Annotated in this window: 24 protein-coding genes; 19 read left to right on the top strand and 5 right to left on the bottom strand. The window is 35.9% G+C overall.

The window, feature by feature from the left end:
- A partial coding sequence (locus tag ACUTSE_RS08490; protein ID WP_445639894.1) for an RHS repeat-associated core domain-containing protein occupies window positions 1–1,381 on the top strand: 1,381 nt, incomplete at its 5' end.
- A 182-nt stretch (window positions 1,382–1,563) separates the two neighbouring features.
- Here the strand turns inward: ACUTSE_RS08490 and clpB are convergent.
- Complete coding sequence (gene clpB, locus ACUTSE_RS08495; protein WP_445639895.1) at window positions 1,564–4,149, bottom strand: ATP-dependent chaperone ClpB; 2,586 nt, start codon at window positions 4,147–4,149, stop codon at window positions 1,564–1,566.
- 158 nt (window positions 4,150–4,307) lie between these two features.
- Between clpB and ytxJ the strand changes: the two genes are divergently transcribed.
- Window positions 4,308–4,646: a bacillithiol system redox-active protein YtxJ gene (ytxJ, locus tag ACUTSE_RS08500; protein ID WP_445639896.1), complete on the top strand. Its 339-nt coding sequence runs from the start codon at window positions 4,308–4,310 to the stop codon at window positions 4,644–4,646.
- 205 nt (window positions 4,647–4,851) lie between these two features.
- Here the strand turns inward: ytxJ and ACUTSE_RS08505 are convergent, their stop codons facing one another.
- Both ACUTSE_RS08505 and ACUTSE_RS08510 read right to left on the bottom strand, forming a co-directional pair.
- Entirely contained in the window at window positions 4,852–5,937 is a 1,086-nt protein-coding gene (locus ACUTSE_RS08505; protein WP_445639897.1) for an alpha/beta hydrolase, read from the bottom strand.
- 72 nt (window positions 5,938–6,009) lie between these two features.
- The gene (locus tag ACUTSE_RS08510) at window positions 6,010–6,474 is read right to left on the bottom strand and encodes a GNAT family N-acetyltransferase (RefSeq protein WP_445639898.1); all 465 of its coding nucleotides are present in this window, start codon (window positions 6,472–6,474) and stop codon (window positions 6,010–6,012) included.
- Between the two features lie 115 nt (window positions 6,475–6,589).
- Between ACUTSE_RS08510 and ACUTSE_RS08515 the strand changes: the two genes are divergently transcribed.
- The 4 genes from ACUTSE_RS08515 (at window position 6,590) to ACUTSE_RS08530 (ending at window position 11,370) form a co-directional block, all read left to right on the top strand.
- A complete protein-coding gene (locus tag ACUTSE_RS08515) occupies window positions 6,590–8,377 on the top strand; it encodes an ABC transporter ATP-binding protein (protein ID WP_445639899.1) in 1,788 nt (595 codons plus the stop codon).
- 1,553 nt (window positions 8,378–9,930) lie between these two features.
- On the top strand, window positions 9,931–10,152 hold the full coding sequence (locus tag ACUTSE_RS08520) for a DUF2798 domain-containing protein (protein WP_115090261.1): 222 nt from the start codon (window positions 9,931–9,933) through the stop codon (window positions 10,150–10,152).
- A gap of 1 nt (window position 10,153) precedes the next feature.
- Entirely contained in the window at window positions 10,154–10,801 is a 648-nt protein-coding gene (gene ribB, locus ACUTSE_RS08525) for a 3,4-dihydroxy-2-butanone-4-phosphate synthase (RefSeq protein WP_445639900.1), read from the top strand.
- Window positions 10,802–10,806: 5 nt separating this feature from the next.
- Window positions 10,807–11,370, top strand: coding sequence for a Crp/Fnr family transcriptional regulator (locus ACUTSE_RS08530; protein ID WP_002992259.1), 564 nt, complete (start codon window positions 10,807–10,809; stop codon window positions 11,368–11,370).
- Window positions 11,371–11,745: 375 nt separating this feature from the next.
- Here the strand turns inward: ACUTSE_RS08530 and ACUTSE_RS08535 are convergent, their stop codons facing one another.
- Window positions 11,746–11,964 carry a putative signal transducing protein gene (locus ACUTSE_RS08535; protein WP_002992263.1) on the bottom strand — a complete coding sequence of 73 codons (219 nt, stop codon included), beginning with the start codon at window positions 11,962–11,964 and terminating at the stop codon, window positions 11,746–11,748.
- Window positions 11,965–12,102: 138 nt separating this feature from the next.
- On the opposite strand from ACUTSE_RS08535, the gene ACUTSE_RS08540 reads away from it, so the two are divergent.
- The 8 genes from ACUTSE_RS08540 to ACUTSE_RS08575 all read left to right on the top strand — a co-directional run bounded on the left by ACUTSE_RS08540 (window position 12,103) and on the right by ACUTSE_RS08575 (window position 19,038).
- Entirely contained in the window at window positions 12,103–13,125 is a 1,023-nt protein-coding gene (locus tag ACUTSE_RS08540; protein WP_445639901.1) for a threonine aldolase family protein, read from the top strand.
- A gap of 6 nt (window positions 13,126–13,131) precedes the next feature.
- On the top strand, window positions 13,132–13,653 hold the full coding sequence (locus ACUTSE_RS08545) for an HAD family hydrolase (protein ID WP_445639902.1): 522 nt from the start codon (window positions 13,132–13,134) through the stop codon (window positions 13,651–13,653).
- Between the two features lie 141 nt (window positions 13,654–13,794).
- Complete coding sequence (locus ACUTSE_RS08550) at window positions 13,795–14,781, top strand: fumarylacetoacetate hydrolase family protein (RefSeq protein WP_445639903.1); 987 nt, start codon at window positions 13,795–13,797, stop codon at window positions 14,779–14,781.
- Window positions 14,782–15,521: 740 nt separating this feature from the next.
- Window positions 15,522–16,103 carry a non-canonical purine NTP diphosphatase gene (locus ACUTSE_RS08555; RefSeq protein WP_002992273.1) on the top strand — a complete coding sequence of 194 codons (582 nt, stop codon included), beginning with the start codon at window positions 15,522–15,524 and terminating at the stop codon, window positions 16,101–16,103.
- Between the two features lie 348 nt (window positions 16,104–16,451).
- Entirely contained in the window at window positions 16,452–17,039 is a 588-nt protein-coding gene (gene def / locus ACUTSE_RS08560) for a peptide deformylase (protein ID WP_002992275.1), read from the top strand.
- Window positions 17,040–17,096: 57 nt separating this feature from the next.
- Window positions 17,097–17,510 carry a DUF5606 family protein gene (locus ACUTSE_RS08565; RefSeq protein ID WP_002992276.1) on the top strand — a complete coding sequence of 138 codons (414 nt, stop codon included), beginning with the start codon at window positions 17,097–17,099 and terminating at the stop codon, window positions 17,508–17,510.
- A 74-nt stretch (window positions 17,511–17,584) separates the two neighbouring features.
- Window positions 17,585–18,367 carry a nucleoside triphosphate pyrophosphohydrolase gene (mazG, locus tag ACUTSE_RS08570; protein WP_445639904.1) on the top strand — a complete coding sequence of 261 codons (783 nt, stop codon included), beginning with the start codon at window positions 17,585–17,587 and terminating at the stop codon, window positions 18,365–18,367.
- 11 nt (window positions 18,368–18,378) lie between these two features.
- A complete protein-coding gene (locus tag ACUTSE_RS08575; RefSeq protein WP_445639905.1) occupies window positions 18,379–19,038 on the top strand; it encodes a hypothetical protein in 660 nt (219 codons plus the stop codon).
- Window positions 19,039–19,391: 353 nt separating this feature from the next.
- Here the strand turns inward: ACUTSE_RS08575 and ACUTSE_RS08580 are convergent, their stop codons facing one another.
- Window positions 19,392–21,506: a TonB-dependent receptor domain-containing protein gene (locus tag ACUTSE_RS08580; RefSeq protein ID WP_445639906.1), complete on the bottom strand. Its 2,115-nt coding sequence runs from the start codon at window positions 21,504–21,506 to the stop codon at window positions 19,392–19,394.
- A gap of 287 nt (window positions 21,507–21,793) precedes the next feature.
- Between ACUTSE_RS08580 and bcp the strand changes: the two genes are divergently transcribed.
- From bcp to ACUTSE_RS08605, 5 genes are all read left to right on the top strand, one after another.
- Window positions 21,794–22,249: a thioredoxin-dependent thiol peroxidase gene (bcp, locus tag ACUTSE_RS08585; RefSeq protein WP_002992284.1), complete on the top strand. Its 456-nt coding sequence runs from the start codon at window positions 21,794–21,796 to the stop codon at window positions 22,247–22,249.
- 45 nt (window positions 22,250–22,294) lie between these two features.
- Entirely contained in the window at window positions 22,295–23,284 is a 990-nt protein-coding gene (locus ACUTSE_RS08590; protein ID WP_445639907.1) for a DUF2157 domain-containing protein, read from the top strand.
- A complete protein-coding gene (locus ACUTSE_RS08595; RefSeq protein ID WP_445639908.1) occupies window positions 23,274–24,377 on the top strand; it encodes a DUF4401 domain-containing protein in 1,104 nt (367 codons plus the stop codon). The genes ACUTSE_RS08590 and ACUTSE_RS08595 overlap by 11 nt, the downstream gene beginning before the upstream one ends.
- Window positions 24,367–24,876, top strand: coding sequence for a GDYXXLXY domain-containing protein (locus ACUTSE_RS08600; protein ID WP_445639909.1), 510 nt, complete (start codon window positions 24,367–24,369; stop codon window positions 24,874–24,876). The genes ACUTSE_RS08595 and ACUTSE_RS08600 overlap by 11 nt, the downstream gene beginning before the upstream one ends.
- Before the next feature lie 258 nt (window positions 24,877–25,134).
- Complete coding sequence (locus ACUTSE_RS08605; RefSeq protein WP_259188529.1) at window positions 25,135–25,596, top strand: copper resistance protein NlpE; 462 nt, start codon at window positions 25,135–25,137, stop codon at window positions 25,594–25,596.
- Window positions 25,597–26,281 lie beyond the last annotated feature (685 nt).

A 26,281-nucleotide genomic window follows, 5' to 3' on the forward strand; every position in this document is an offset into this window, starting at 1 on the left:
CGCGAATAATCAATTGGTCAATCAAACCGTAGCGGGAGATCAGAATTACCAGTTGTATTACCGCGCAGGGGAACTGGTCAATCAAGTACTGGTGGAAGAGGATAAGAAAGTGCGTTGGATTAAAAGTGGAGCGACGTGCTTGGCGGTCAACGATGACCAGGACGTTATCTTAACGGCAAATGGGCAGAATGAAAGCTTGTTGTGGTCGGTGAAAAACAGTGATTCTCAAGGAGAACTACACCAATATGGAGCATATGGACAGGGAGAAGCAGAAGAATATCTACCTGCTTATAATGGGGAGCGCAAAGATCCGATCAGTGGGCATTACCACTTGGGCAATGGATATCGTTCGTATAGCCCCGTCTTGATGCGTTTTACTTGTCCCGATAGCATGAGCCCATTTGGAGAGGGTGGAATCAATGCTTATGCGTATTGTGCAGGCGATCCGATTAACCTCATTGATCCTTCGGGGCACAGTGCTATGGGAACAGCGGGGTTGTTCTCTGGAGGGGTAATTGCGCAGGGATTGGGCCGATTAGGTGCAGGCGGAGGAATTGCTTTAGGGATTATTGGAATTGTTAGTGCTGTTGCAACCTTTGGTGCTTCTGCTGCTGCAATGGGAGTCGCGATGGCGAGTATATCCCTGACCCTTAGTTTAGCTGCAGAGGCAACGGGAATTGCTAGTATTGCTGTTGGCAATAGTGATCCAGAGCTATCGGCCAATTTAGGTTGGGCTTCGCTTGGATTGGGAATTGCGGGTTCAGCAACGGGGGTTTACTCTAAACCGAAGACAGGAGCGTACAATGTTTCGAGTAAGCAAAATATTTTAAGCGATTCTTTCACAGAAGGATTTTTAAATGTTGAAAGCAAAACTAGCGAAATAAAGTGGCAGGGACGAGAATTTGAGTTACATATTGTAAGTCCAAAGTTGGAGAATCAAAAAAAGCTTGATACTGTTGTTTTATTTGCACATGGAGGTCCTTTACAAAAAGACACCTTTAGATCTTCATCTAGGGTTGGTTTTTATGCTAAGAGAGGAAAATTACTATGGATAAGCATACCACAAATTCTGAGAGGAGAACGAAATTTAGGTGTAATAAGAGATAGTTATAGGGCAAATAGAAGAATCCCTAATCAACTAATAACTCCTCCATATTTGCCTGCGCAGGATCCTGAAACAGGAATGGGATATTTATCTAACAAAGAGGTAGCTCTAGATACGATTCGTAAAGATATGAATAAAAATAAAGAAGGTTTTCCATATGCTGTAGCATTAAGTGGCACAGATGAACCAGTGCCATTAGATATAGTAGTCGAGGAATTACAAAAGAAATATAAAAATGTTTATGTTGCGTGTTGCCGAAAAAAGAGGCGGGCTTGAAAATAAGAAAAAGTAGTGGTGATTAAGGTCTATTCCAGTTTTACTTTCAATGGATAATAATTTTTATTACACGTAAACATGCTTAAAAATAAGTGTTAGGGATTAGGTTTAGTACTGAAGTATATATTTTTCTTTTTTTGAATATAGTTTAGGGGGCGAATGAAATTCGCCCCCTAAAAATATTATTTATTTCTAAAAACTAATTCATCGTTAAATGAATCGAGTAAAATCATACTCTCTGCTTTGACATTACCAGCCAAAATTTCTTTTGAAAGCTTGTTCAGTACTTCGCGTTGAACTACTCGTTTTACAGGTCTTGCACCAAATTGTGGGTCAAACCCTTTGCGAGCTAAGAATTCTTTCGCTTCTTTTGTAGCTTCTAGGTGGATGTTTTGCTCACTTAACATTTTCATCACTCCTTGGAGTTGGATATTAACAATTTGAAGGATGTTGTCTTGCGTTAAAGGAGTAAACATGACTACTTCATCAATACGGTTCAAGAATTCCGGACGTACCGATTGTTTCAACACATTCAGTACTTCTTCTTTTGCCTCTTCAGATGCTTGTTCAAGGTCATTGATTTGCTCAAATTTCTCTTGAATAATGTGACTACCCATGTTGGATGTCATAATGATAATCGTATTCTTAAAGTCAGCCAAGCGTCCTTTGTTGTCCGTTAAACGTCCCTCATCCAATACTTGAAGAAGAATGTTAAACGTGTCAGGATGCGCTTTTTCAATCTCATCTAAGAGTACAACAGAATACGGTTTTCTTCTTACGGCTTCCGTTAATTGTCCACCTTCATCATATCCAACATATCCTGGAGGCGCACCAACCAATCGACTCACACTATGGCGCTCAGAGTATTCACTCATATCAATACGCGTCATTGCATTTTCATCATCGAAGAGATAGGTTGCTAGAGCTTTAGCTAATTCGGTTTTACCAACCCCAGTAGTTCCCAAGAACAAGAACGAACCAATTGGTTTTTTAGGATCTTGTAAACCAGCTCGACTTCTACGTACGGCATCACTAATTGCTTCAATAGCTTCTTCTTGTCCAACTACGCGTTTGTGTAGCTCATCTTCCAAGTGTAAGAGTTTTTCTCTTTCACTTTGCAGCATTTTAGTTACTGGCACTCCGGTCCATTTGGCTACTACTTCGGCAATATCATCACTCGTTACTTCCTCTTTGATTAAGGAATGTCCTTTTTGATTTTCTTCAAGTTGTGCCTGTGCTTTTTCAAGCTCTTCCTGTGCCTGTTTTATTTTGCCATAACGCAATTCCGCAACTTTTCCATAATCGCCTTCACGTTCCGCTTTCTCCGCTTCTAACTTAAAGGTTTCAATCTCTTGTTTACACGTTTGTACGCGGTCAACAACCTCTTTTTCAGATTGCCATTTCGCAAAAATCTCATTGCGCTCTTCTTTTAAATTGGCTACTTCTAAGCCGAGCAATTTTAATTTATCCTCGTCATTTTCGCGTTTAATCGCTTCAATCTCAATTTCCAATTGCATGATTTTACGGTCTAAAACGTCCAATTCTTCTGGCTTAGAGTTAATTTCCATACGCAACTTAGCTGCAGCCTCATCCATTAAGTCAATGGCTTTATCGGGTAAGAAACGGTTGGTAATATAGCGTTCAGATAAATTAACTGCCGCAATAATCGCTTCGTCTTTGATGCGTACTTTGTGGTGTGCCTCATATTTTTCTTTGATACCACGTAAAATAGAGATCGCACTCTCGGTATCAGGTTCATCAACGATAACCTTTTGGAAACGACGCTCTAAGGCTTTATCCTTTTCAAAGTATTTTTGATACTCATCCAATGTCGTTGCACCAATCGAACGCAGTTCTCCACGCGCTAGGGCAGGTTTTAAGATATTCGCAGCATCCATTGCACCTTCACCACCACCAGCACCAACTAAGGTGTGAATCTCATCAATAAACAAGATAATCTGTCCCTCAGAAGTGGTCACCTCTTTAACGACTGATTTTAATCGCTCTTCAAACTCTCCTTTGTATTTCGCACCCGCAATTAGGGCTCCCATATCCAAAGAGAAAATCTGTTTATCTTTCAAATTCTCTGGTACGTCTTGTTGAACGATACGATGCGCTAAACCTTCCGCAATTGCTGTTTTACCCACTCCAGGTTCACCAATTAGCATCGGGTTGTTTTTCGTACGACGGCTCAGAATTTGCAAAACACGTCTAATCTCCTCATCACGTCCAATAACAGGGTCTAATTTACCCTCATAAGCCAACTTCGTTAAGTTATTGGCATATTTGTTCAGTGAATTATAGGTCTCCTCCGCAGAAGCAGAAGTTACACGTGCTCCATTGCGTATTTCTTGAATAGCCGCTTCCAATTGCTTTTCTGTAGCACCTTGATCTTTGAGCATTTGTGCTACTGTGCTTTTTGATTTGAATATCGCTAACAACAAATGTTCGATGGATACGTACTCATCTTTCATCTTTGTCGCAATCGCTTGTGCTTCAGTTAAAGCAGTAGCTGCATCTCGAGATAAACCGATTTGTCCACCTTCTACTTTAGAAAAACGTTGAATCGTTGCATCTAATGCAGATTCAAACGCACTCACGTTGATATTTAATTTCTTTAAAATAAAGGGCGTAACATTTTCATCTACTTCTAAAATAGCTTTGAATAAATGTTCGTTCTCTATTTGTTGTTGGCCTAATCCCTGCACAATAACCTGTGCACGTTGCAAGGCTTCTTGTGATTTTATTGTAAAATTGTTCAAGTTCATATTCTAATTTTTTTGTGTTGTATCATACTTTTTACAAGATGTATTCCAATCTTAAATTTACGACTTTCTGTCCAAAATATTTTCTATATTTGTATATAATTGTGACAAAACGTCATTTATTAGGGAAGGATAATTCTATTTAACTGAAAAAATGTCTTATGAACTGGATTGAACTAACAGAAACTACTGCTTTATCAGAGGTAATTGCCAATACATCAACAAAACCTTGTATTATTTTTAAAAATAGTACGACTTGTTACATTAGTAAAATGGCGTTGAGAAATTTTGAACGCTCATTTACAAATCCCACAGAAGTTGCTTGTTATATGGTAGATGTAAAAAAGGACCGCTTGGTTTCTTTAGATATTGCTGATCGATTTCAAGTACAACATGAATCGCCTCAATTGTTGATTATTGCAGATGGAAAGGTGGTTTTTCATACCTCTCACGAAGGAATTGACGGAGTTGAAACAGAGAAATTATTGTTGAGATTATAAAATAAAGAACAAAAAAAGTCTACAGGAATGTAGACTTTTTGCTTTTATGATACTTTGCTTATAGATTAGAAACAACATAAATGTAAATAAGCAGTAGTGGGGACTTACTGTATCTTGTATATAAAAGATAAATTACATCATAATAGTTGGAGCATACAACAAATATTGGGTGAAGATTCCTAATCTTTGAGGGAATCATTTACCTCTAAATGTTGGATTGCATATCTTGACGAATGCTACTTGTTGGATATAGTTCCAAGCAATAGGCAATAAAATAATCAACAAGATCCGTATTCTTTTGTTTGGCATAGTAAGAAATAATATACCTTAAATAAGCTTCGTTGGGTTGAAATTCGAAATGTAAGGATTCACTTAAACGTTTAAAAGTAGTGCGAACTAAAGCAGGATCATGTTGAATGGCTTTGAAATTTAAGGGATAATCCTCAAAAATATAACGCAATCCGTCTAAGTTTCCTTTCATTGGAATAGTCCCGTGATTTTCGCCCTCATATTGTTGAAAGCGATAGGCTAGATGTTTTGGTTGATGCTGACTTAAATAGGTATTAAACGCCTGAATAGCACTATAGTGATCTTCTAGATGACCTTTGTTTTCACTATCACCAACCTGGGTTAAAAATAGCTTTCGATGTTGAAAATCTTTCGTCGCATTCGCTTGATAAGATTGAAGGATATAGGTATCATCCCACCAAATACTAGGATCATGCACAATATAGGCTTGAAACATACTCGTATAGTTCAATAAATTGTTTAAAGCGGTGATACCACCAAAAGAATGCCCGAGTAGAATAGCATAGGCACTCGTCCTAAATTCCTGCTGTACAAATGGTTTAACTTCCTTTTCCAAAAACTGAAAGAATAAGTCATTCCCTCCTGATTCTCCTTTGATCTTTGCTTTTTGTTCCGCAGTCATGACGTTTTCTTTTCGCACCGTTGGAGTTAAATCTCTAGTGCGATTCGTATTGACAATTCCTACAACAATCATCTCCGGGATTGAAGGATAAGGATATTTGGATAGTTTCTCAATATAAGCCGTAAGATAATTGAAATTACTTTCGCTATCCAACAGATAAACAACAGGATAGTGTTGCGGAGTTAAGGTACTATCATTATAAGTTGTAGGAAGATAGATTTGAATTTTTCGATGCTCTTGTAAAATTTGAGATTCGAGGGTATATTCTTGGCCAATAACAATAGGTGTTTGTGCAACTAGATTGGACGTTGACAAGAATATCACAAGAAGCCCTACCAAATGCGGGAACGATAGTTTCATTCTTTTTTTGAATTATTTTAAAAGGCAAAGATAATTGTTTATATTTATTCTAAATAAATTAAAGTTTAAAATTTAGTCCAATCGATAACGCATTGTGGTGTGTACAATTTCAAATTCCTGTTCCAAATACAATTGTAACGCTTTTGAATTTTGTTTCAGTACAAGCAGTTCGATATAATCTACTTGTTTTTGTTTTGCCCAATCTTTTACAGCTTGAATGAGTTGTTTGCCAAGACCTTGGTTTCGATAGGCTTCCTCAACATAAAGATCGGCAAAATTGAGATAGCGATGTGAAACAAAGCATTCGTACGGCAGGGTTTGTTCAATAAATAAAGCCGTCATCCCAACGAGTTGATCTTGATCAAAGGCAAGTAGAAATTCACCATCTTCCTCTTCAATCGTTTCTTGTAGAAAGGAAAGAGCAGGGAGGTCTGCTTTAAAAGAATAAGGTTGATGACGTTGTAAATCAGCAAATTGTTTTTGATAAAGCAATTGAAGTGCTGGCATATCTTCTAAAACTGCAGGACGAATAATCATGATGTATATTTTATTTTTAAATGTACTGCAAAAATTAGAATACCATGGACGATTTTTAGTTGATTTATTGACACAAGTCAAGAATTAACTAGCTAGAGAATAATACCTTTGTTGCATGAATTTATATACCATATTAAAGAAAATAAAACCTTTTATAGTACCTTATAAAGGATTAGTAATAGGAACATTAGTATTAACTGCGGTGGGATCTATTGCGGTTCAAACGAATGCCTTAGTCCTGCGTTATTTGGTCGATGCACTCAACCTCGTAGTGAATAAGGAAGAAACGCTAGATTGGGGTTTTCAAGTGTTACTGTGGAGCAGTGTCATTTTAATTGTCAAAGAAATTGCCTTTAGTTGCATACAGTTTGGACAGCGCTATTTTGGTGAAAAACTGCGTATTTATACGTCAAGAGATATTTCTCAATTGGTAGTTGAGCGCATTTTGACCTTCAAAATGGCATTTTATACTTCGGAAGAGAATGACAGTGGAAAATTACAAACCCGTATTGACCAAGGTATTAGTAGTATTACGCGTTTGGTACAGAATTTCTTCATTGATATTTTGCCGCTATTTGCCAATGCGATTGTAGCCTTGTTTTTTATTTATTCGGCTAATGTGTATATCGGATTAGTCAGTACAGCGATGATTCCGCTTTATTTCTATGTAAGTCAACTGCAAGCCAAGAAACTCAAAGGCTTTAGACGTAAGATGAGAAGTTATCGAGAAAATAAAAATAATGGTATTATCTCGTTAATCAATTCCATTACCGTGATTAAATCTTTTGTGCGTGAGCCTTTAGAATCAAAAAAACACGAAGAAATTCAATACGATATGACAGAAAACCAGCTGTATACGCGTAAAACTAGCTTTGTGTTTGATTCAGTAAAAAGCTTTATTGAGCAATTTGGATTGGTTGTGATTATTTTGTTGACTACTTATTTTGTATTAAAAGGACAAATGAGCGTGGGTGCTATTATGTTTCACGTCTTGCTATTTAATAACGTTACAGCGCCTATTCGCCAATTGCACCGAATTTATGACGATGTCAATGATGCGATGATCTATTCGGAAAGCTTTTTTGAAATACTAGAAGCCCAAGAAGAAGAATCTTCGGGTACTTATATTCCTCAAAAAATAGAAGGCCGTATTGAATTGAAAAATGTATCCTTCAATTATCCCAACGGAACAAAAGCACTAAAGGACGTTTCGATGCTAATTGAACCCAATAAAACAACCGCGTTAGTTGGGTTGAGTGGAGCAGGAAAAAGTACTGTGATCAATTTGTTAGATAAGTTTTATGAACCCAATCAAGGGCAAATTCTATTGGATGGCGTTGATTTGAGGGAATATGATACGAAAGAACTGCGCAAGCATATTGGTTTAGTATTACAAAAGAACCATATTTTCCAAGGAAGCATAGAAGAAAATATCCGTTATGGTGATGAAACAGCCTCCCTTGAAGAAGTTAAGGAAGCTGCAAAAAAAGCCTATATTCATGAGCAAATCATGGACTTACCCCAAGGGTATGATGCAGATGCTCGATTGCTATCTGGAGGACAACAACAGCGTATTGCTATTGCGCGTTTGTTCCTAAAAGACCCTGCAATCATCTTCTTGGATGAACCAACAGCCAGTTTAGATGCCATTGCAACAGAACAAATTAAACGAAGCTTAGATGCCATTAAAGAAAATAGAACCGTTATTATTGTTTCCCATAGTATCTCGCAAATTATTGATGCACATCATATTGTCGTAATGGAAAAAGGTCAAGTCGTAGAAAGTGGAATTCATGAAGTGTTGTATGACAACAAACAAACCTATCATGAAATCTTCTCCGCCATGGCTAATAGTTTGAATCTTGAAAAAATCTCACAAACATTACACGCCGATGAACTATAAGAGCATAATATCCTTATTTTCAAAAGACTATTCCTTGATGAATAGTCTTTTTTTTTGGAAAGAGGGTATGGGGTAGGCGATGAGAGGGTGAGGCGGTGAGAGGGTGAGATGTAAAATCCCGTAGTGGCAAATGGCAATTTGCCAAGTAACAAGATAAATTATGAAAAAAAGACGATGAGACGATGAAACGATGAGACGATGAGATGTAAAATCCCGTAGTGGCAAATGGCAATTTGCCAAGTAACAAGATAAATTATAAAAAAAAGACGATGAGATGATGAGAGGGTGAGGCGAAGAGCAAACCTCACAAAGTACGAACCTCACAAAAAGCAACCCCCACAACTCTCCAGCAAATGTGAGTAACAAATGCGATGCTTCCTGCGTCAGCAGGACATTTCGATAGGATACGTTTTCTCTTGTAAAGAAGATTTTATTATGTCGAATCTCATCACCTAACATCACACCGCCTCATCCATAACTCATAACTGTTAACCTTTAATCTCATAGTGCCTTTGTTCGACATTCTTTGGAGATTCCTTGGAGTATACTAGGGAAATAGGCCCTTTTGTCGAAGGAATGTCGAAGGAAAGTCGAAGGAATCTCCAAGGAGAGTTGAATAAGAGTTGAATAAGAGTTGAATAAGAGTTGAATAAGAGGCGATGAGAGGGTGAGGCGATGAGCCCCCCTTTCTTTTTTAAAGGGTAAAAAAGAAACAAAAAACCCTTCAACTAACCCAAATAAAGGTCAAATTAGTTTTCTATTGTTTGCTAGGTCGCGTTTTTGTCTTTTGTGAAGTTGTAGGATTTATCGATTAAAGGCGATTTGCAAAAAAACTCTTGCAAAAAACAAACCTCGTATTCTCATTCAGACTATCACCCACAGTATGTCCTGACGAAGGAAGGGTCGTATCTCGCGCTCACGTAATGCTAGAGTAACAAATGCGATGCTTCCTGCGTCAGCATGACATTTCGATAGGATACGTTTTCTCTTGTAAAGAAAATTTTATTATGTCGAATCTCATCGCCTGACCTCTCACCATTCTCACCCTTAACCCATAATCTCTAACCCTGTAAATTTTCCATTAATCGATAAATTTTACAACTTCACGATTTCACAAAGAGCAAACCTCACAAAGAGTAATCCTTTCTTTTTTAAAGGGTAAAAAAGAAACAAAAAACCCTTCAACTAACCCAAATAAAGGTCAAATTAGTTTTTAAGTCTGAAAATAAAAGAACTCGCTACGCTCAAACACCTTTTATTTTTACAGCCTTTTCAAACATTTGACGCTCTTTATTTGACTTACGTTGGAGGTAAATTGTCTTTTGTAACCATGTTTTTTGCTTTTAAGTTAATTTATTTTCTAGTAAGAAGATTTTATTATGTCGAATCTCATCGCCTGACCTCTCACCATTCTCACCCTTAACCCATAACCCCCCAACAAAAAAAACAAAAAAACCTCTTGCAACAAACCTCACAAATAACCATTTATTGACCTATATCAATGCTTTTGGTCCTTTAGAACAAGAACTTTGTCCTATCAAAAAATAAAAAATATGAATACGAAGTATTACAAGTATGTGAATACCTTGTTTGTTGTAATTCCGATGACGTTAATTATGGCATTTGTAGGTTTAATTCGAAATTATGGATTTCAGGAAGGATGGTTTTTTCTGTTTTTAAAAGCGTGGAGTGTGATGCTTCCCGTGGCTTACGGATCGGCTTTTATCATTATCCCAAGAGCTAGAAAATACGCAGAACAATTAATTAAAAAATAAAATGGAAGATAAACTTCAAGAATTTGGAAAAACAAGCCAAGAGAGAGTAGAACGAGCGTTGAGCTTTTTAAAAGTTGGAAAAGGAGTGCTGCTTTTGGATGATAACGATAGAGAGAATGAGGCGGATGTGATTTTTTCAGCCCATTTGATGTCGGAGCAAGATATGGCTTTATTAATCCGATACTGTAGTGGGGTCATTTGTTTATGTCTAACTAATGACAAAGCAGATACATTAGAATTACCATTTATGGTGACAGAAAATACGAGTCAATTTCAAACACCTTTTACCATTACGATTGAAGCAGCAAAAGGAGTAACCACTGGATTATCAGCAGCAGATCGTTTAACAACAGTGCGCGCGGCAAGCAATAAAAATGCAGCGCCAGCGGATTTATCCAAACCAGGACATATCTTTCCGTTACGTGCAAAAAATGGAGGTGTATTAGAACGCAATGGACATACAGAAGGAAGTGTAGATTTGATGAAGTTAGCGGGTTTACCCCCTGAAGCAGTGTTGTGTGAGTTGATGAATGACGACGGAACAATGGCGCGTCTTCCTGAGGCGATTGCGTTTGCTTTAGAACATAAAATGACGGTCTTAACGATTGCTGATGTAGTGTATTATCGTACTTTTGTTAGTGAAAAATAATTGCAATGAAACAATTAATAGCCTATATCCAAGATCGAATTGAAGTGACGGAGGCAGAACTAGATCAGATTCTTTCTTATTTCAAATACGAAAAATTAAAAAAAGGAGCCCAGTTAAATGCAGGAGTTGGGCAAACGCAAAAACTGTATTTTGTCTGTAAAGGATGCTTGCGCATTTTTTATATCAATGAAGCAGGACAAGATACTACGCGTTTTTTCGCCTTTGAGAATCAGTTCGCTACTACCTTAGTCAGTTTTATTCAAGGAGATAGTGCTGAAGAATACATGCAAGCATTAGAAGAAAGTGAAGTCTATGTGATTACACACCATCATTTTTATGAACTGTTGGATACGATTCCACAATGGGAGAAGTTCTATCGCAAGTATTTAGAATTTGCCTATATCAATAATACAAGTAGACTATTTGCTATGGTCACGATGGATGCTGCAACGCGATACCAGGATTTATTATGTCAAAGTCCACAGATTGTACAGCGATTACCAAATAAAATCGTCGCTTCTTATTTAGGAGTTTCTCAAGAAACGTTGAGCCGCATTAAAGCAAAATAGAGGGGGTATTTGTTTTTACGTAGGTTGTTTTTTCGCTTTTTTGTTGAATGATTCAATCAAAACACATTTTTTCATTTGAAGTAAAGGAATGAATTAGTTCTGTAAAGAATAATCTAACGAAAAGACAAAGAATCGAAAAAGCAAAAAAACAAAATAGAAGAAGAGTCTAACAAAAAAGCAAAGAATCGAAAAAACAAAAAAGCGATCAAAAAAAGCAATATTTTGATCATAATCCTACATGTTAATTGGGTTAAATAAAGAAGGGGCAAAACTATGGTTTTGCCCCTTTTTCTTTCTAACATAATTTTTATGTAGAGAACAAATTGAGATTTCTATATCAATACCTTTATACTTGTAACCATATAAATAGCAAGGTTATTCTTCAATATTGCTTTCTTTCAATAAAGCCTCTGCTCGAGATAAATCTTGCTCCTCAACAAATACGTGAACAGCTTTTCCTAAAGTACCATAACCAGCACTGCGTCCAGCTTCAATATCATCGCGAATAATGTAAGCAATGTTGTGTTCTTCTAATAAGTTTCGCACTGCTAAAACCATAACTTCGCTACCTGCGTATAATTTCTTGTGATTCATATCTTTCGATTTTTATTTAAAATTACACTTTTTAAACGTAAAAAAGAAGTACAATTCCTTTTTTTATCAAAGTTTTCCCTTTAATCATCGTACGTTGAACAAGAAAGCCCTATTTTTACTTAACCTAAAGATGACGACATGTACAACCTCAAAATAGATTATGCAGAAGGGGCACACCCTGCAATATTAGATAAATTAGTAGAAACCAATTTCATACAACAAAACGGATACGGCAGTGATGAGTATACGCTAGAAGCGAAAGATTTACTGCGTAGCAAACTCAATAAACCGGAGGCTGAAATTTACTTTGTATCTGGAGGAACACAAGCCAATTTATTGGTTATTTCATTTCTATTGCGTCCACATGAAGCCGTAATTAGCGCACATTCAGGCCATATTTACGCCAATGAAACAGGAGCTATTGAAGCAACAGGCCACAAGGTAATTCCCATCGAAAGTAAAGATGGGAAGATTACTGCTACGCAAATTAAACAGACGTTAGCTTCTTTCCAATTGCGTCCACATGTAGTAAAACCAAAAGTAGTGTACATTTCGAACACGACAGAAGTTGGAACGATTTATAGTGAGCGTGAATTGAAAGCGTTATCGGATTGCTGTAGAGCAGAAGGACTACTTCTTTTTATGGATGGTGCCCGTTTGGGACATGCTTTAACTGCATCTACGAATGATCTAACCTTAGAACGAATAGCTGAATTGGTTGATGTTTTTTATATTGGAGCAACCAAAAATGGTGCTTTATTTGGGGAAGCTATTGTATTTCCACAACCAAAATTAGCGCTTGATTTTGATTATAGCCTCAAGCAAAGAGGCGCACTTTTTGCTAAAGGAAGAGTACTAGGCATTCAGTTTTTAGCTCTTTTTCAAGATGATTTGTATTTTAAATTAGCGAAAGACGCCAATGATATGGCGATGAAATTAGCAGAAGCTTTTCAAGCCCAAGGCTATTCTTTTTTAGTTGAACCTTCGAGCAATCAAATTTTTCCTATTTTACCTATTGCGCTGATTTATCACTTACAGGAGAAATTTGATTTTTATGTATGGAAATCCATTAATGCAGAATATGCGGCTATTCGATTAATAACCTCTTGGACCACAGACGAATTGATGTTGGAGGTATTCATTGCTATGTTAAACGAATAAGACAGAATGGAACAAATATTTATAACAGATTTAGATGGAACCTTGCTGAATAGCAGTGGATATTTAAGCTATGAAAGTGAACAAATACTACAAGATATAAGTGCAGGTAGTTTACATAAAGTAGGGTTTGCCACAGCAAGAGGACTGACAAGTGCTGCTAAAGTGATTCAACAAGTATCTTGGAATTTCCCCGTGGTCCTTAATAATGGTGCTGTAATTTACGATTGGCAAGCCCAACGCATTTTAAAAATCAAAGGCATTGAAGCTGCTTATGTAGAGATCGTATTGAAGTTAGGAAAAGAAAACGCAATTGCGTATTTACAAGAACACTACGCTATTCAAGGAAAAGACTTACATCTTTTTGGAGATAACTTAAATGATAAAGGGATGTTGGAATTACAGGCCAATACCTATGCAGTAGGCAATGCACATCCTGTAATATTAGCTTTGGCGCAGCATAAAATTCCGACCAATGATCAAGATGGAGTAGCCCAAACCATTAAACGAGTTGTAAATCAAGCTCTCTAAAGCATAAAAAATAGAAGAAAGAGGAACTAAACGAAATTATAGTATTCTCTTATTTTTTTATACCTTCGGCTTTTCTTTTTTGAAGCTTAGCGAAGAATAGAAAAAAAGTAAACCAACAATAAAAACTAAAAATATAAATTCATGAAATTAGCTAGTATCAACAATGGCACAAGAGATGGTCAATTAGTCGTTGTTTCAAAAGATTTGACAAAAGCAGTTGTAGTTAGTGAAATTGCAACTACAATGCAAGCAGCATTAGATCAATGGGCAACTAAAGAGGCACTTTTAAAAGAGGTGTATGACAACTTAAACGCAGGAAAACTATCTAATATTATCGATTTTACAACTGCTAAAGTAATGGCGCCGATTCCAAGAGCGTACCACTGGGCAGATGGTAGTGCTTATGTAACACACGTTGAATTAGTACGTAAAGCGAGAAATGCAGAATTGCCAGAATCATTCTGGACAGATCCATTGATGTATATGGGAGCTTCAGATGCTTTTATTGGAGCAACTGATGATATTCTAATCGAAAAAGAAGAGTGGGGAATTGACTTTGAATCAGAAGTAGCCGTTATTACGGACGATGTTCCTCCAGGAGTAGATGTAGCAACAGCATTGAAACATATCAAATTAGTTACGATATTGAATGATGTTTCGTTGAGAAACTTAATTCCAGCAGAATTAGGGAAGCAATTCGGATTCTATCAATCTAAACCTTGGACTACTTTCGCACCAGTTATGGTAACAGTAGACGAATTAGGAGACGATTGGAAAGAAGGAAAATTACATTTGCCTTTACACTCAACGTTAAACGGAACATTAGTAGGATCGCCAAATGCAGGAGTAGATATGACCTTCAATTTTGGACAATTAGTAGCACACGCTGCAAAAACACGTTCACTAATGGCTGGAACAGTGATTGGATCAGGAACTGTAGCCAATCAAGGAAGTCCAACAGGATCAAGCTGTTTAGCAGAAGTTCGTTGTTTAGAAACAATTAAAGACGGAAAACCTACTACACCATTTATGCAATTTGGAGATCGTATCGAAATTGAGATGATGGATAAAGAAGGAAAAACAATCTTTGGTCGCATCAATCAAGTGGTGAGAGAATATAAAAAATAATAGAAGGTGAGAGGGTGAGAAGGTGAGATGGTGAGATGGTGAAATCGAAACGAAGTGAAAATCGAAACGAAGTGTAGATTCATCGAACACCAAAATCAATATAAACTAGGTGAGATATATTCATCAAACACCAAAACAAAATAGCAACTCGGTGAGATAGAGGGTGAGAAGGTGAGAGGATGAGGCGATTTGATGTAAAACCCTGTAGTGGCAAATGGCAATTTGCCAAGTAACTAGATTAGTCTGGGCAACTGTTCACTGTCAAACATACCATTGAGAATAATAAAAAAGGAAGGAGTTGTATACAACTCCTTTTTTTATTCCCATAACCCCAGACCCATAACCCTTCACCCATAACCCCAACCCCCCCCCCCCCCCAACCAATTGAGTAAACACTATCAACGGTTGAGTTCTAATTTCATCCGTTTGAGTATGCTTTTTACTGCTGTAAACTGATTTAGAAGTACTATTGTATCAGGTTAAAACTTGTGAAGGGAAACAACAAGCGCTTATTTATACGTGTGAGATTCTATTTTTTGATATAAAATGGTTGAGTTAAAATTTTATCAGAGTCTCTTACACAAATAAGACGAAAAATTTTCTTTTACTAGGTTAGTAATTGATAAGGTGAATGAGGAGAACAAACTCGTAATGAGTTTGTTCTTTTTTTTTGTGTTAATTCAAGAACAAACTCTCCTTTTCATTTCGTAATTTTGACTACTCAACTTAAACTAAGTGCAATGAAACTCATATTTGCTTCAAACAATAAGAACAAAATCAAAGAAATTAAAAATCAAGTACCAGATTCAATAGAAATATTGAGTTTAGAAGATATTGGCTGCATGGTAGATATACCAGAAACAGCAGATACCATAGAAGGGAATGCTTTATTAAAGGCAAATTACATCAAAAGACACTATGGATTCAACTGTTTTGCTGATGATTCGGGATTAGAAGTGGATGCTTTAGCAGGTGCACCAGGTGTATATTCAGCACGATACGCTGGAGAGGACAAAAATGATCAAGCGAATAATGCGAAACTATTGAGCGAGTTAGAATCGAAGACTGATAGAAAAGCAAATTTCAAAACGGTAATTGCCTTGCATTACAATGGAGAAGAGCATTTGTTTACAGGTATTATTGAAGGTGAAATTCTAAAAGAAGCACAAGGAGAAGGCGGGTTTGGTTATGATCCTTTGTTTCAAGCTACAGGCATGACTAAGTCATTTGCAGAATTAACCCTAGAAGAAAAAAATGCAGTAAGTCACAGAGGAAAAGCGGTTAGTCAACTCGTTGCATTCTTAAAAGACAAAGAAATATAAGGCCTAGGTCGCAAAAGCTTTCTATCGAGGAAAGTTTTTTTCTATCATTTACGGTGAATAGAAAGAAATAGGTCTAGAATTTATTTTTTAGAAAAAGAATACAACAAGAGAGAGGGAGAGACTAAATGTAGGAGTGAATACAATAATGTAACCTTTTAAAAAATTAGTAATCAGTAAATTAATTAAAAACTCCTTCGTTTTGTATTGAACTATTTCACTTCAAAAGACCAAATGATAAACCAATAAGGCAAAAAGTTAAATCGAAAAAAGTTTTGTAGTCTGCTAGAATACTATAAATTTGACTAATTTTGCAATCGTTTTAATCAATAAAGTTACAAAAGAACAACTATGATACTATCAATTGTTGGTTATGGAGATCCTGTTTTACGTAAAGTAGGAGAAGACATAACAAAAGATTATCCAAATCTAGATGAATTAATTGCTAATATGTACGATACGATGTATTCGGCTAGTGGAGTAGGATTAGCAGCTCCTCAAGTGGGATTACCTATTCGTCTATTTGTAGTTGATTGTGCTCCATTTGCAGAAATTGAAGATAATACACCAGAAGAGAAAGAATTTTTAACTAAGTATAAGAGAACCTTTATCAACGCTAAAATAATTAAGGAAGAAGGAGAAGAGTGGGCGTTTAATGAAGGATGTTTAAGTATTCCAGATGTACACGAACTTGTTGTACGTAAAGAACAGATTACAATTGAATACTGTGATGAGAATTTCACGAAATATACAGAAACAATCAATGGATTAGCTGCACGTGTAATTCAACATGAGTATGATCACATTGAAGGAATTCTATTTACAGATAAATTATCAAGCCTTAAAAAGAAATTAATAGCGAAGCGATTAAAGAATATTATGGAAGGTAAAGTGTTTACAGACTATAAAATGAAATTTGCTGCTAAAAAAGGTAGATAAAAAATTGGAAATTAAGAAGTAATTAAGATATTTGTTACAAAAGAAAAATTTTAGAAAATGAGTTTAGAAAAAGTATTAGCTATTTCTGGTAAGCCAGGATTATTTGAGTTAATTGTTCAAACACGCACAGGATTTATTGCAGAATCATTAGTTGACGGGAAAAGAAGCACAGTAGGATTAAAAAACAACGTTAGTTTATTATCTGAAATCTCAATATATACGCACGAAGGAGAAATTAAACTTTTTGACGTATTTAAAAATATTGCAACAAAAGAAAACAATGGAGAGGCTATTTCTCACAAAGCTTCTGATCCAGAATTAGTAGCTTACTTCCAAGAAGTATTGCCAAACTATGATTCAGAGCGCGTTTACAATTCTGATATTAAAAAAGTATTGAACTGGTATAATATCGTACAAAAAAGAGGATTAATTCAAGAGGCTTTTCAAGAAGCAGTTGAAGAAAGCAAATAAGAAAAAAGAATAGATAAAAAGCTCGTTATACAACGAGCTTTTTTATTTTTACAAGGAAAATAATACAATTCGCTATGCATACACAACAAGAAAAATTAGAAGCTATAGGACGTTTGTTAACCATTATGGATGAGTTAAGGGTTGAATGCCCATGGGATAAGAAACAAACCTTTGAATCGCTGCGTTCTTTGACCATTGAAGAAGTCTATGAATTAGCGGATAGTATCTCGGTTGGAGACCCCACAGAAATGCAAGGAGAGTTGGGAGATTTGCTGATGCACATTGTGTTTTATGCTAAAATAGGAAGCGAACAAGGGTTATTTGATGTGAAAACAATTGCGGATGGCATTTGTGATAAACTCATCTATAGACATCCTCATATATACGGAGATACAAAAGTAGAAAACGAACAAGAAGTACTTCAAAATTGGGAGCAACTCAAATTGAAAGCCGGAAGAAAATCAGTATTAGAAGGCGTTCCAACAAGTTTACCAGCGATTATTAAAGCGTTGCGTATGCAAGAGAAAGCAAGTGGTATTGGTTTCGATTGGAGTGATAAAACGGATGTATGGGCAAAAGTAGAGGAAGAAATACAAGAGTTTAAAGCAGAAGAAGTAGCGGGTAATCAGGCTTTAATGGAAAAGGAATTTGGAGATATTTTATTTTCCTTAGTAAACTATGCACGCTTTGTAGGTATAGATCCTGAACATGCATTGAGTCAGACAAATCACAAGTTTTTGACGCGTTTTCAAACGATGGAGCAATTAATTCAGGAAGAACATAAAGCCTTGCCTGAGATGAACTTAGAGGAAATGGATGTATATTGGGAAAAAGCAAAAAAGTTGACACAAAACTAAAAACATAAACCATGAAGAAGAAAATAAATCACTGGTATAGTTTGGGGATGAGTATTGCCTTCATCCTTTGTTCTTTCGTTGCCTATGGACAGCGCATTCAACAAGATGTTTTTAATGATTTAGTCTATAAAGCAGATCAGTATAATGCTAAACTAAAGAAAAATGTCTTTGATGATTTGACCTTTACAGATTCAAATCATAATACCCTGAAATTTAATAAAGCCTATTTACAAAAGAAGATGGGGTCTAATTACAATGAATTGGATGTTAAGTCTATGTTTTTTCAAGATTTGATCCTAGATTATATGCAGATTAGTGGGTATGAAGCTACCTATGGTATTGATATTTTCGGAAAGTTGACGATTGAAGATAATCGTGGGAAAAAACTAACCGCCAAAGAAGATATTTTTGGAATCCTCCAGGTAAAAAATGAAGGCGAGCAAAAGTCTTGGGATATTCAAACCGATTTTTCTGGAGATATGACGTTTAAAGGACGTAATCAATCGGCAACTTTGACAAAAAATTTGACAGGCAATCGCGTGTATACAGATAGCAATAGCACTAAAATAGAAGTGTCTGCATTGGTTTGGGAGCGTTTAGTCAAGAAGAACCAAACAGAATATGGTGCATTTATTCAATTAATAGAACAATTCTTGCTATTGTCTTTATAGCGTTCTTACTGATTATTATGTTTTTTCGAGTAAAGTTTATGGATATAGTGTTAAAGTTGGATTTATAATCTGATTTATATTATTTTATTTAGATATTTTAGTAAAACTATTTTAAGACTTTGTCATTCAGATTATTTGAACTACTTTGCAACTCAAAATAAAACGCAAGTTCCCCACTTCAAGAAGACGCCTTCAAACAAGAAGGGTAGAAAGGGATCTTAAAAATAAACAACAACACTGTTGGAAATCAAATAAGACAAGTAGCCACGTCTAGATTTTATGGTAAAAAAAGCCAACTCATTGAGTTGGCTTTTTCAATTTTATATGGGTTGAACTAGTTGGTTGGTTGTTATTTAAAACTTATAGTTAAACGACAAAGTTGCAATTCTACTATCTAAGTCGTATTTCTGTTTCACCTTCGAATCAAAGTTATCACCAATAATTGTGAAGTTATTGGTTTTTAATACGTCAGTCAAGGCTAACTTAATACTTCCCTTATCTTTGAAGACGCTCTTAGATGCTCCAATTGTTAGATCGAAGTAAGCATCTCTTTTATATAAACCAATGTTCGACTTAGAAAAATACTGCGCATTGATTTCGGCTTTTATTCCTTTTGAAAAAGTAAAGCTATTTTGAGCATTGAGTGTAAAAGCAACTTGCTTACTGTCAATCGTTGTTTCTTGGTAAGTTCCTTTGTATTGGTTGTTAAACAAGTTAAACATACTGCTTAATGTCCAAAAATCTGTGGGATTAGCCGTGGCAGTTATAGTAGCTCCATAATGGTAAGACTTGCTCAGATTTTCTAGCGTTTTAACCATAATAGTTTGATTCTGTTCATAGGAATATACTTGCGTCATAACATCATTGGTCTGACTAAAATAAATCGAAGCGATCAAATACTTACTCCAACTATATCCAACCTCTGTGGCATGCGTAATTTCGGGTCTGACGTTTACGTTTCCTTGCCAGTAATTGAAAGGATCGTTGTAAAAACGGAAAGGATTTAAATCAAAATGACTTGGTCGATTGATGCGTTTACTATAAGAAGCATAGTAGCTATGCGCCTGATCTGTTTCATATTTGATGGAAGCACTAGGGAATAATTTATTGTAATCCATTTGATGGTGCTCTGCTGTCGTTTTTTGGTTGATGGTACGATCGGTATATTCATTGCGCAGTCCGACCTGAATTTGCCAATGATCCCAAGTGGCTTTATAATTGGCATATAGGGCGTGAATTTGCTCCTTGTAATCATAGTGATTGGTTGTAATCGGATCAATCGCCCATTGGTTGTTTTCCTCTATTTCATAGACAGATGGATTGTCGTTGGTTTTTACCGTTGATTTCCAACCCGTTTCTAACGTATGATTGTCCCAAAGAGGAATTGTAAAGTCTAATTTTCCATTGAAAACACGCAATGTGGAAGGGATTTTTCCTCTTCGGTTGGGATAAGCATCCGCAGTAGCTACCAGTGTTTCTTGGAGCTGCGTTTGGAGTGACCTAAATTTAGATTGTTCGTATTCAATATCAAAATCTAAACGCGTTCCTTCTTCTGTAAATTGATGCGTTCCATGTACGCTATAGGTATAGTCATACCAATGTTCGTCGTTGTAATTATCCGTTGCAATGGAGGAATACAAGGTTGAAACAGGGGCATAAACATCGCTAATTCCTTTGGATTTGTTTTCATAACGACCAATTTTAGCATCAAATAAGATTCCTATAGAAGTTTTAGCGTTGAATTGATAGTCGGTTCCCCATTTAAAATTATTGGATGTCAGGGGCTCACTCGTTTTGTAGTGTTGAACGGTTTGTCGAGTAAGTAGGGAAGAAGCATCAAAAAAATCCTGATCAAAAGTTTTGCGTTCTTCTTCTCCTCTAAAGGTATAGCTGTAATCGGCAAATACACTCCAGCCTTTGTGGTTGTAGTTGATGTTCATCCCTGTGTTCATGCGGTTTTTCCTTCCTCGTCCAACACTGGTATAAACACTGCCATTCAATCCCTCAAGCACACTTTTCTTCAATACAATATTGATGATACCCGCATTACCCGTTGCGTCGTATTTGGCCGAAGGATTGGCAATAATTTCAATATTCTTTACGGCACTTGAGTTGGTAGAACGCAGTAAATTGGCTAATTCTTTGGAAGATAAAGAGCTCAATTTGCCATTGATCATCACACTCACTCCTTTTTTTCCTCGAAGGGATAATTCCCCTTCTTGTGAAACAATGACACCGGGTGCTCGACCAAGTACTTCTAAAATAGTACTACCTTCAGATAGGGTACTGTTTTCTACATTAAATACCATTTTATCTGCTTTCTGTTGAAAAACAGGCTTGTTCACGCGGATAAAAACTTCACCAAGATCGGTGGGTAGGGTTTGATATAAACTGTCCAACTGCGCTTCGGTTTGTGCGAACATAGACAAACTACAGCAAGACAGCATAACGATATAGATGCGATTCATAACTAAACTAAGATAAATTAAAAGTCTTTAATGTTGTTATTTAGACTTATTAAAAATAAAATATATAGTTCGCAAATATAGAGTTATTTAGAATGATTTTAAGTAAATAGTTGGTTTTTTTATAAGGAGATGATTATCATATGGGTAAGTGATTTTATAAAAGAAATAGTAGTCCACTAGAAGAAAAAATACCCATTGAAAATAAGATAAAGTAGAAGAGATGATCTAAAATGATTGACCTAAGTAAAAAAAAAGTAATTTTACTATTCACAAAAAATTAAAATAAAATGACACATTTAAAAGTTGGTGATCAAGCGCCAAATTTTGTTGGTATAGATCAAGCTGGAGTAAAACATCAATTAAGTGATTACAAAGGAAAGAAATTAGTTGTCTTTTTTTACCCTAAGGCAAGTACACCAGGTTGTACAGCAGAGGTATGTAATTTAAGAGATAACTACCAAGTACTAAAAGAACAGGGGTATGAATTACTAGGCGTAAGTGCTGATTCGGCAGAAAGACAACAGAAGTTTATAACTAAAAACAGTTTGCCTTTTCCTTTGTTGGCAGACGAAAGTAAAGAAGTACTTCATGCTTTTGGTGTTTGGGGACCTAAAAAGTTTATGGGTAGAACCTATGATGGAATTCACCGTATGACTTTTGTAATCAATGAAGAGGGTGTGCTTAGTCAAATTATTGACAAAGTAAAAACAAAAGATCACGCGGCTCAAATCTTAGCATCCTAGAACAAAACGCGTTTATACGCACTTTTGGGGGATAATAAATTGCATATGAAAGAAAAAGAAAAGAAAGTAACAAAGCATGAATTGTTCTTGCTCCAAGAGCATTCATCAATAGAAGAACAACACTTTAAAACGCTGTATCAAACCTATGGTTTAGCTTCTGCTCAACAATGGAAGGAGTTTGGATATTATGCTCTACTCATTTGTGGTATTGGTTTTTTGGTCAGTGGTATGCTGTTCTTCTTTGCCTTTAATTGGGATCAAATGACAGCCAGTGTCAAGTTCGCTCTTGTTGGATTGGGCATCTTAATCAGTGCCTATGGAGCAATAACGACACGTGTCAAAGAGGCAATCAATAAAATTAGCCTAGTCGCTACTTCCGTATTACTAGGGGTGTTACTGGCTGTTTTTGGACAAACGTATCAAACAGGAGCTAACGCTTATGACCTGTTTTTAATGTGGCTGATTGTGGTTACACCACTAACGCTTGTTAGTCAGTCTACGTATCAATGGCTGTTCTTTAGTATTTTAGCTAATACAACGTTGATATTAGCCTTAGTGCAAGTATTGCAAATTGATTCTGTTTTCTTTGGAGTTATTTATTTAATCCTGACGAATTTTGCTCTTTTACTTCTTCCGCAAATTAAAGGGCTACATCCTCAGTTTCAAATTGGCAATTGGTACAAACAGGTACAATGCATCGCTATCTATGCACTAGCAACTACAGGTTTTAGTCTGTGGCTTTTTAGTAATGAAGCAAATTACAGAGAAAATGAACTAGATGGAGATGTAATTGCCTTATTACTTGCCTTAATACTGATTGGTGGCGGGCTAGTAATGGGATGGATACAAAAACAGATTTTCTTGTTTTCTTACGCTTTAATTGCAGCAGTTTGCTGTGGCTTAATGATTTGGATGAAGATATTTAAGGATGCAGCTGAAGGGCTACTCGTTTATATGTTGTATGCGATAGGAGCGATCTTCTTCATTATTAAAGTAGTGTCGAATAAATCAAAAGCGTGGAAGGATGAAAAGTAGTTCGTGGAAAGACTTGCTTCTTCAAGTAGAAGAACAAGGTGTTAGGGTTGACGAGCAATTGGCCAGTCGCATAGAGGAAGAAAACTCTATTAAGTATGTATTTTTAAAAGTAGTCGCTATTTTAGGTAGTTTATTAGCCATGGGATTTTTCTTTGGTTTTTTATTTCTTACAATTGGTGATTCACTGGGGTACGTTAGTTTCCTGCTCTTTGCAGTAGTGCTGTATGCGTTGAGTTTTATTGGCAATAAAAAGACAGAACCCGCTTTGAGAGATGGTGTGTTTGTCGCTACCTATATCAGTGCATTTGTTTGCGTAATTGCAGCTGGTATTGATTTTGGCTGGAGAGAGAGTAATAATCTTCTTTGTGTGATCGTACTGAGTTTTGGTGGATTTATGCTATTCAAAAGCAAGATTATCCAATTCTTATCCATAATTAGTTTGTATTATGGGATTGTCTATTACCTCGGTCTACTACACTTAGGCTATGGCGCATTACTCTTATTTTGGCTGCTTTTAGTTGGTCTTTACTTTATGTTTGATAAAGAAGTAGAACTGAAAACGAAATATTCCTTCTGGTCACAGCGCTATAATGCGATTCTAAATGCTTTATTTCTAATTTTTTTCTTTGAGATTATTCAAGATAATATCTCCTTGATCGATCCTTCGAATTGGATTAACCGCTCTAGATTCTTCGATTATCATGTGGTGGGACACCGTATTTATTTGGGCTTTGCAGGAATTGTATTACTGGCTTTAACTTATTGGACCATCAAGCAAATTGGACAACGAGTAACGCTACCTCAACCCATGCTTATTACCGGAATATCAAGTGTTATCATCTTGGGTATGGCCTTTTTTATGCATGGTTTTGGTATGCCCTTAGTCATTAGTTTTTTCTTGTTGGTGTGGTCTTTTCAGTTCCGTTTTTATAAAGGAATTGTACTGGCGATTTGCACGTTGCTTTTATCGCTAGGTGCATATTACTACTATTTAAATGTCAGCTTGCTTATTAAATCTCTAATCTTAATGGGCTGTGGTCTGTTCTTTTTAGGGCTATTTGTAATTTATAATCGATGGAACCGTGAAAAATAAAAGAAATATTGTCATTGCAGTGACCTTAGTGGTATTCGCTGGGTTTTTTCTACGTGCTATCCTGCAAAAAGAAGAAACGATTCAAGAAGGAAAATTGGTATTATTGCGCTTGGCTCCAGTTGATCCACGTTCGTTAATCCAAGGGGATTATATGCAGTTGAATTACGCAATCAATGATGAATTGCGCGAAACAACCCTCAATAAGGAGGAGATACACAAACGCGGGTATGTGATCCTAACCCTCGATGAGCAAAATAGAGGTACTTTTAAAGCCATAAGTACTGCTTTGCCTAAACTAGAGAAGGAAGACGCAATAGTAGCGGTAAAATACTTCAATTGGGACGGATTTAGTCTAGCTGTTGGAGCAGAGAGTTATTTTTTCCAAGAAGGAAAAGATACGGTATATGAACAAGCTAAATATGGAGGACTTCGTGTAGATCAAAACGGAAATAGTGTTTTAGTTGGATTGTATACGGAGAATTTAGAGCGAATTGAATAGATGATAAAGTAAGACAAATGAAAAAAATAATGAGACTCTTCGGGATTGCTATTGCTATTTTAGCAGTGGGATGTAAAAGTCAAACTAGGCAAAAAGACGCCAAGTTAAGTCATCGGCTTGTATGATATTATAACATAATAGAGCATCAACAGTAGTTTTACAATAGCAGGAAATAGTTGCGTCTTATTGAGATAAAAGAAGACCAATTATTGAAAATAAGTTGTAAATTTGATGTACAGAATAATAAAAAATCTCACAATGAAAAGAAGAAATTTAGCTGTATTAACAGTAGTAGCAATGAGCGTTTTAACGCTTACAAGTTGTAAAAAAGAAGTAAAAGAAACAACAGAACCAACTGCAGTTGAAGAAGTAACTCCAACAGAAGTAATGGCAGATAATTCAAAAACTTCATTAGATTGGGCAGGAACATATACCGGAACTATTCCATGTGCAGATTGTCCAGGAATCGATGAAACGATTGAACTTAAAGAGGATGGAACGTTCAAATTAGTAGACCATTATCAAGATAGAAAAGACGGACATTTTGAAGAAGAAGGGAAGTATGAATGGGATGCAACAGGGAATAAAATCACCCTTACATTGAAAGATGGAAGTACAAAACAAGCAGCTGTTCACGAAGGAAGTTTATTGCTTTTGGATCAAGAAGGGAATGAAATTACAGGAAGTTTAGCTGAAAATTATCGTTTGAAAAAACAATAAGACAGACTAAAAAATCTAAATATAAAAGGATGAGAATCGAATTCTCATCCTTTTTTTTGAGCTTATTTTAACCGTATGCAAGTAGAAATAAGCTTTAAAAACAAGGACGGAAAAGGAAGAAATACTGCCCCAAAAGAAGTTGTATAGCGAAGAAGAATATACTTCTTTTTAGTTGCTAAGGAGTAAAAAAAGAGCAGAGGAAAGTCTTTAAGTAAAGTGGGAAATAGAGAAAAAAACAAAAGGGATTTGGAGTGAAAAGTCAAACCAAATTATTTTAAAAAAGAGTAGTAGTAGCGTTATAAGAGACCTGTTTTTAGAAATGAAAGCGATGCAAAATGAGCGATAAATAATAGCAGTAAGTTCAGATAGCGCTACCTTAAAAAGCTATTTAAATTTTACGTAACTTTATTTGACTTGGGCTGGATTGGATAGGCTTTCTTGAAGTGTATTCGGCTTTTTTAAGATTTACTTAGTATATAACTTTTTGTTATGGGTTGTAAAAACAAAAGTTAACTTATTTGTTTTTAAAGTATTGTATGTGTTTTGGTGAAGTTTTAATTCATGTTGAATCTGAAGCACTTTAAGTCGTTTTCGAAAAGTGTATTTTAGCCTCTTATCTGTATTTTGTTTTGTTTAAAATGAATTAGATGTCTTTATTTAAACTATAACTTTAAGTTGTTTTAAA

The organism is Myroides sp. TSA_177.3, assembly GCF_052691955.1.

What these genes read in the sequence shown, in the direction of transcription:
- clpB (WP_445639895.1), bottom strand. Translation starts at nt 4,149, where the DNA reads ATGAACTTGAACAATTTTACAATAAAATCACAAGAAGCCTTGCAACGT.
- ytxJ (WP_445639896.1), top strand. Translation starts at nt 4,308, where the DNA reads ATGAACTGGATTGAACTAACAGAAACTACTGCTTTATCAGAGGTAATT.
- ACUTSE_RS08505 (WP_445639897.1), bottom strand. Translation starts at nt 5,937, where the DNA reads ATGAAACTATCGTTCCCGCATTTGGTAGGGCTTCTTGTGATATTCTTG.
- ACUTSE_RS08510 (WP_445639898.1), bottom strand. Translation starts at nt 6,474, where the DNA reads ATGATTATTCGTCCTGCAGTTTTAGAAGATATGCCAGCACTTCAATTG.
- ACUTSE_RS08515 (WP_445639899.1), top strand. Translation starts at nt 6,590, where the DNA reads ATGAATTTATATACCATATTAAAGAAAATAAAACCTTTTATAGTACCT.
- ACUTSE_RS08520 (WP_115090261.1), top strand. Translation starts at nt 9,931, where the DNA reads ATGAATACGAAGTATTACAAGTATGTGAATACCTTGTTTGTTGTAATT.
- ribB (WP_445639900.1), top strand. Translation starts at nt 10,154, where the DNA reads ATGGAAGATAAACTTCAAGAATTTGGAAAAACAAGCCAAGAGAGAGTA.
- ACUTSE_RS08530 (WP_002992259.1), top strand. Translation starts at nt 10,807, where the DNA reads ATGAAACAATTAATAGCCTATATCCAAGATCGAATTGAAGTGACGGAG.
- ACUTSE_RS08535 (WP_002992263.1), bottom strand. Translation starts at nt 11,964, where the DNA reads ATGAATCACAAGAAATTATACGCAGGTAGCGAAGTTATGGTTTTAGCA.
- ACUTSE_RS08540 (WP_445639901.1), top strand. Translation starts at nt 12,103, where the DNA reads ATGTACAACCTCAAAATAGATTATGCAGAAGGGGCACACCCTGCAATA.
- ACUTSE_RS08545 (WP_445639902.1), top strand. Translation starts at nt 13,132, where the DNA reads ATGGAACAAATATTTATAACAGATTTAGATGGAACCTTGCTGAATAGC.
- ACUTSE_RS08550 (WP_445639903.1), top strand. Translation starts at nt 13,795, where the DNA reads ATGAAATTAGCTAGTATCAACAATGGCACAAGAGATGGTCAATTAGTC.
- ACUTSE_RS08555 (WP_002992273.1), top strand. Translation starts at nt 15,522, where the DNA reads ATGAAACTCATATTTGCTTCAAACAATAAGAACAAAATCAAAGAAATT.
- def (WP_002992275.1), top strand. Translation starts at nt 16,452, where the DNA reads ATGATACTATCAATTGTTGGTTATGGAGATCCTGTTTTACGTAAAGTA.
- ACUTSE_RS08565 (WP_002992276.1), top strand. Translation starts at nt 17,097, where the DNA reads ATGAGTTTAGAAAAAGTATTAGCTATTTCTGGTAAGCCAGGATTATTT.
- mazG (WP_445639904.1), top strand. Translation starts at nt 17,585, where the DNA reads ATGCATACACAACAAGAAAAATTAGAAGCTATAGGACGTTTGTTAACC.
- ACUTSE_RS08575 (WP_445639905.1), top strand. Translation starts at nt 18,379, where the DNA reads ATGAAGAAGAAAATAAATCACTGGTATAGTTTGGGGATGAGTATTGCC.
- ACUTSE_RS08580 (WP_445639906.1), bottom strand. Translation starts at nt 21,506, where the DNA reads ATGAATCGCATCTATATCGTTATGCTGTCTTGCTGTAGTTTGTCTATG.
- bcp (WP_002992284.1), top strand. Translation starts at nt 21,794, where the DNA reads ATGACACATTTAAAAGTTGGTGATCAAGCGCCAAATTTTGTTGGTATA.
- ACUTSE_RS08590 (WP_445639907.1), top strand. Translation starts at nt 22,295, where the DNA reads ATGAAAGAAAAAGAAAAGAAAGTAACAAAGCATGAATTGTTCTTGCTC.
- ACUTSE_RS08595 (WP_445639908.1), top strand. Translation starts at nt 23,274, where the DNA reads ATGAAAAGTAGTTCGTGGAAAGACTTGCTTCTTCAAGTAGAAGAACAA.
- ACUTSE_RS08605 (WP_259188529.1), top strand. Translation starts at nt 25,135, where the DNA reads ATGAAAAGAAGAAATTTAGCTGTATTAACAGTAGTAGCAATGAGCGTT.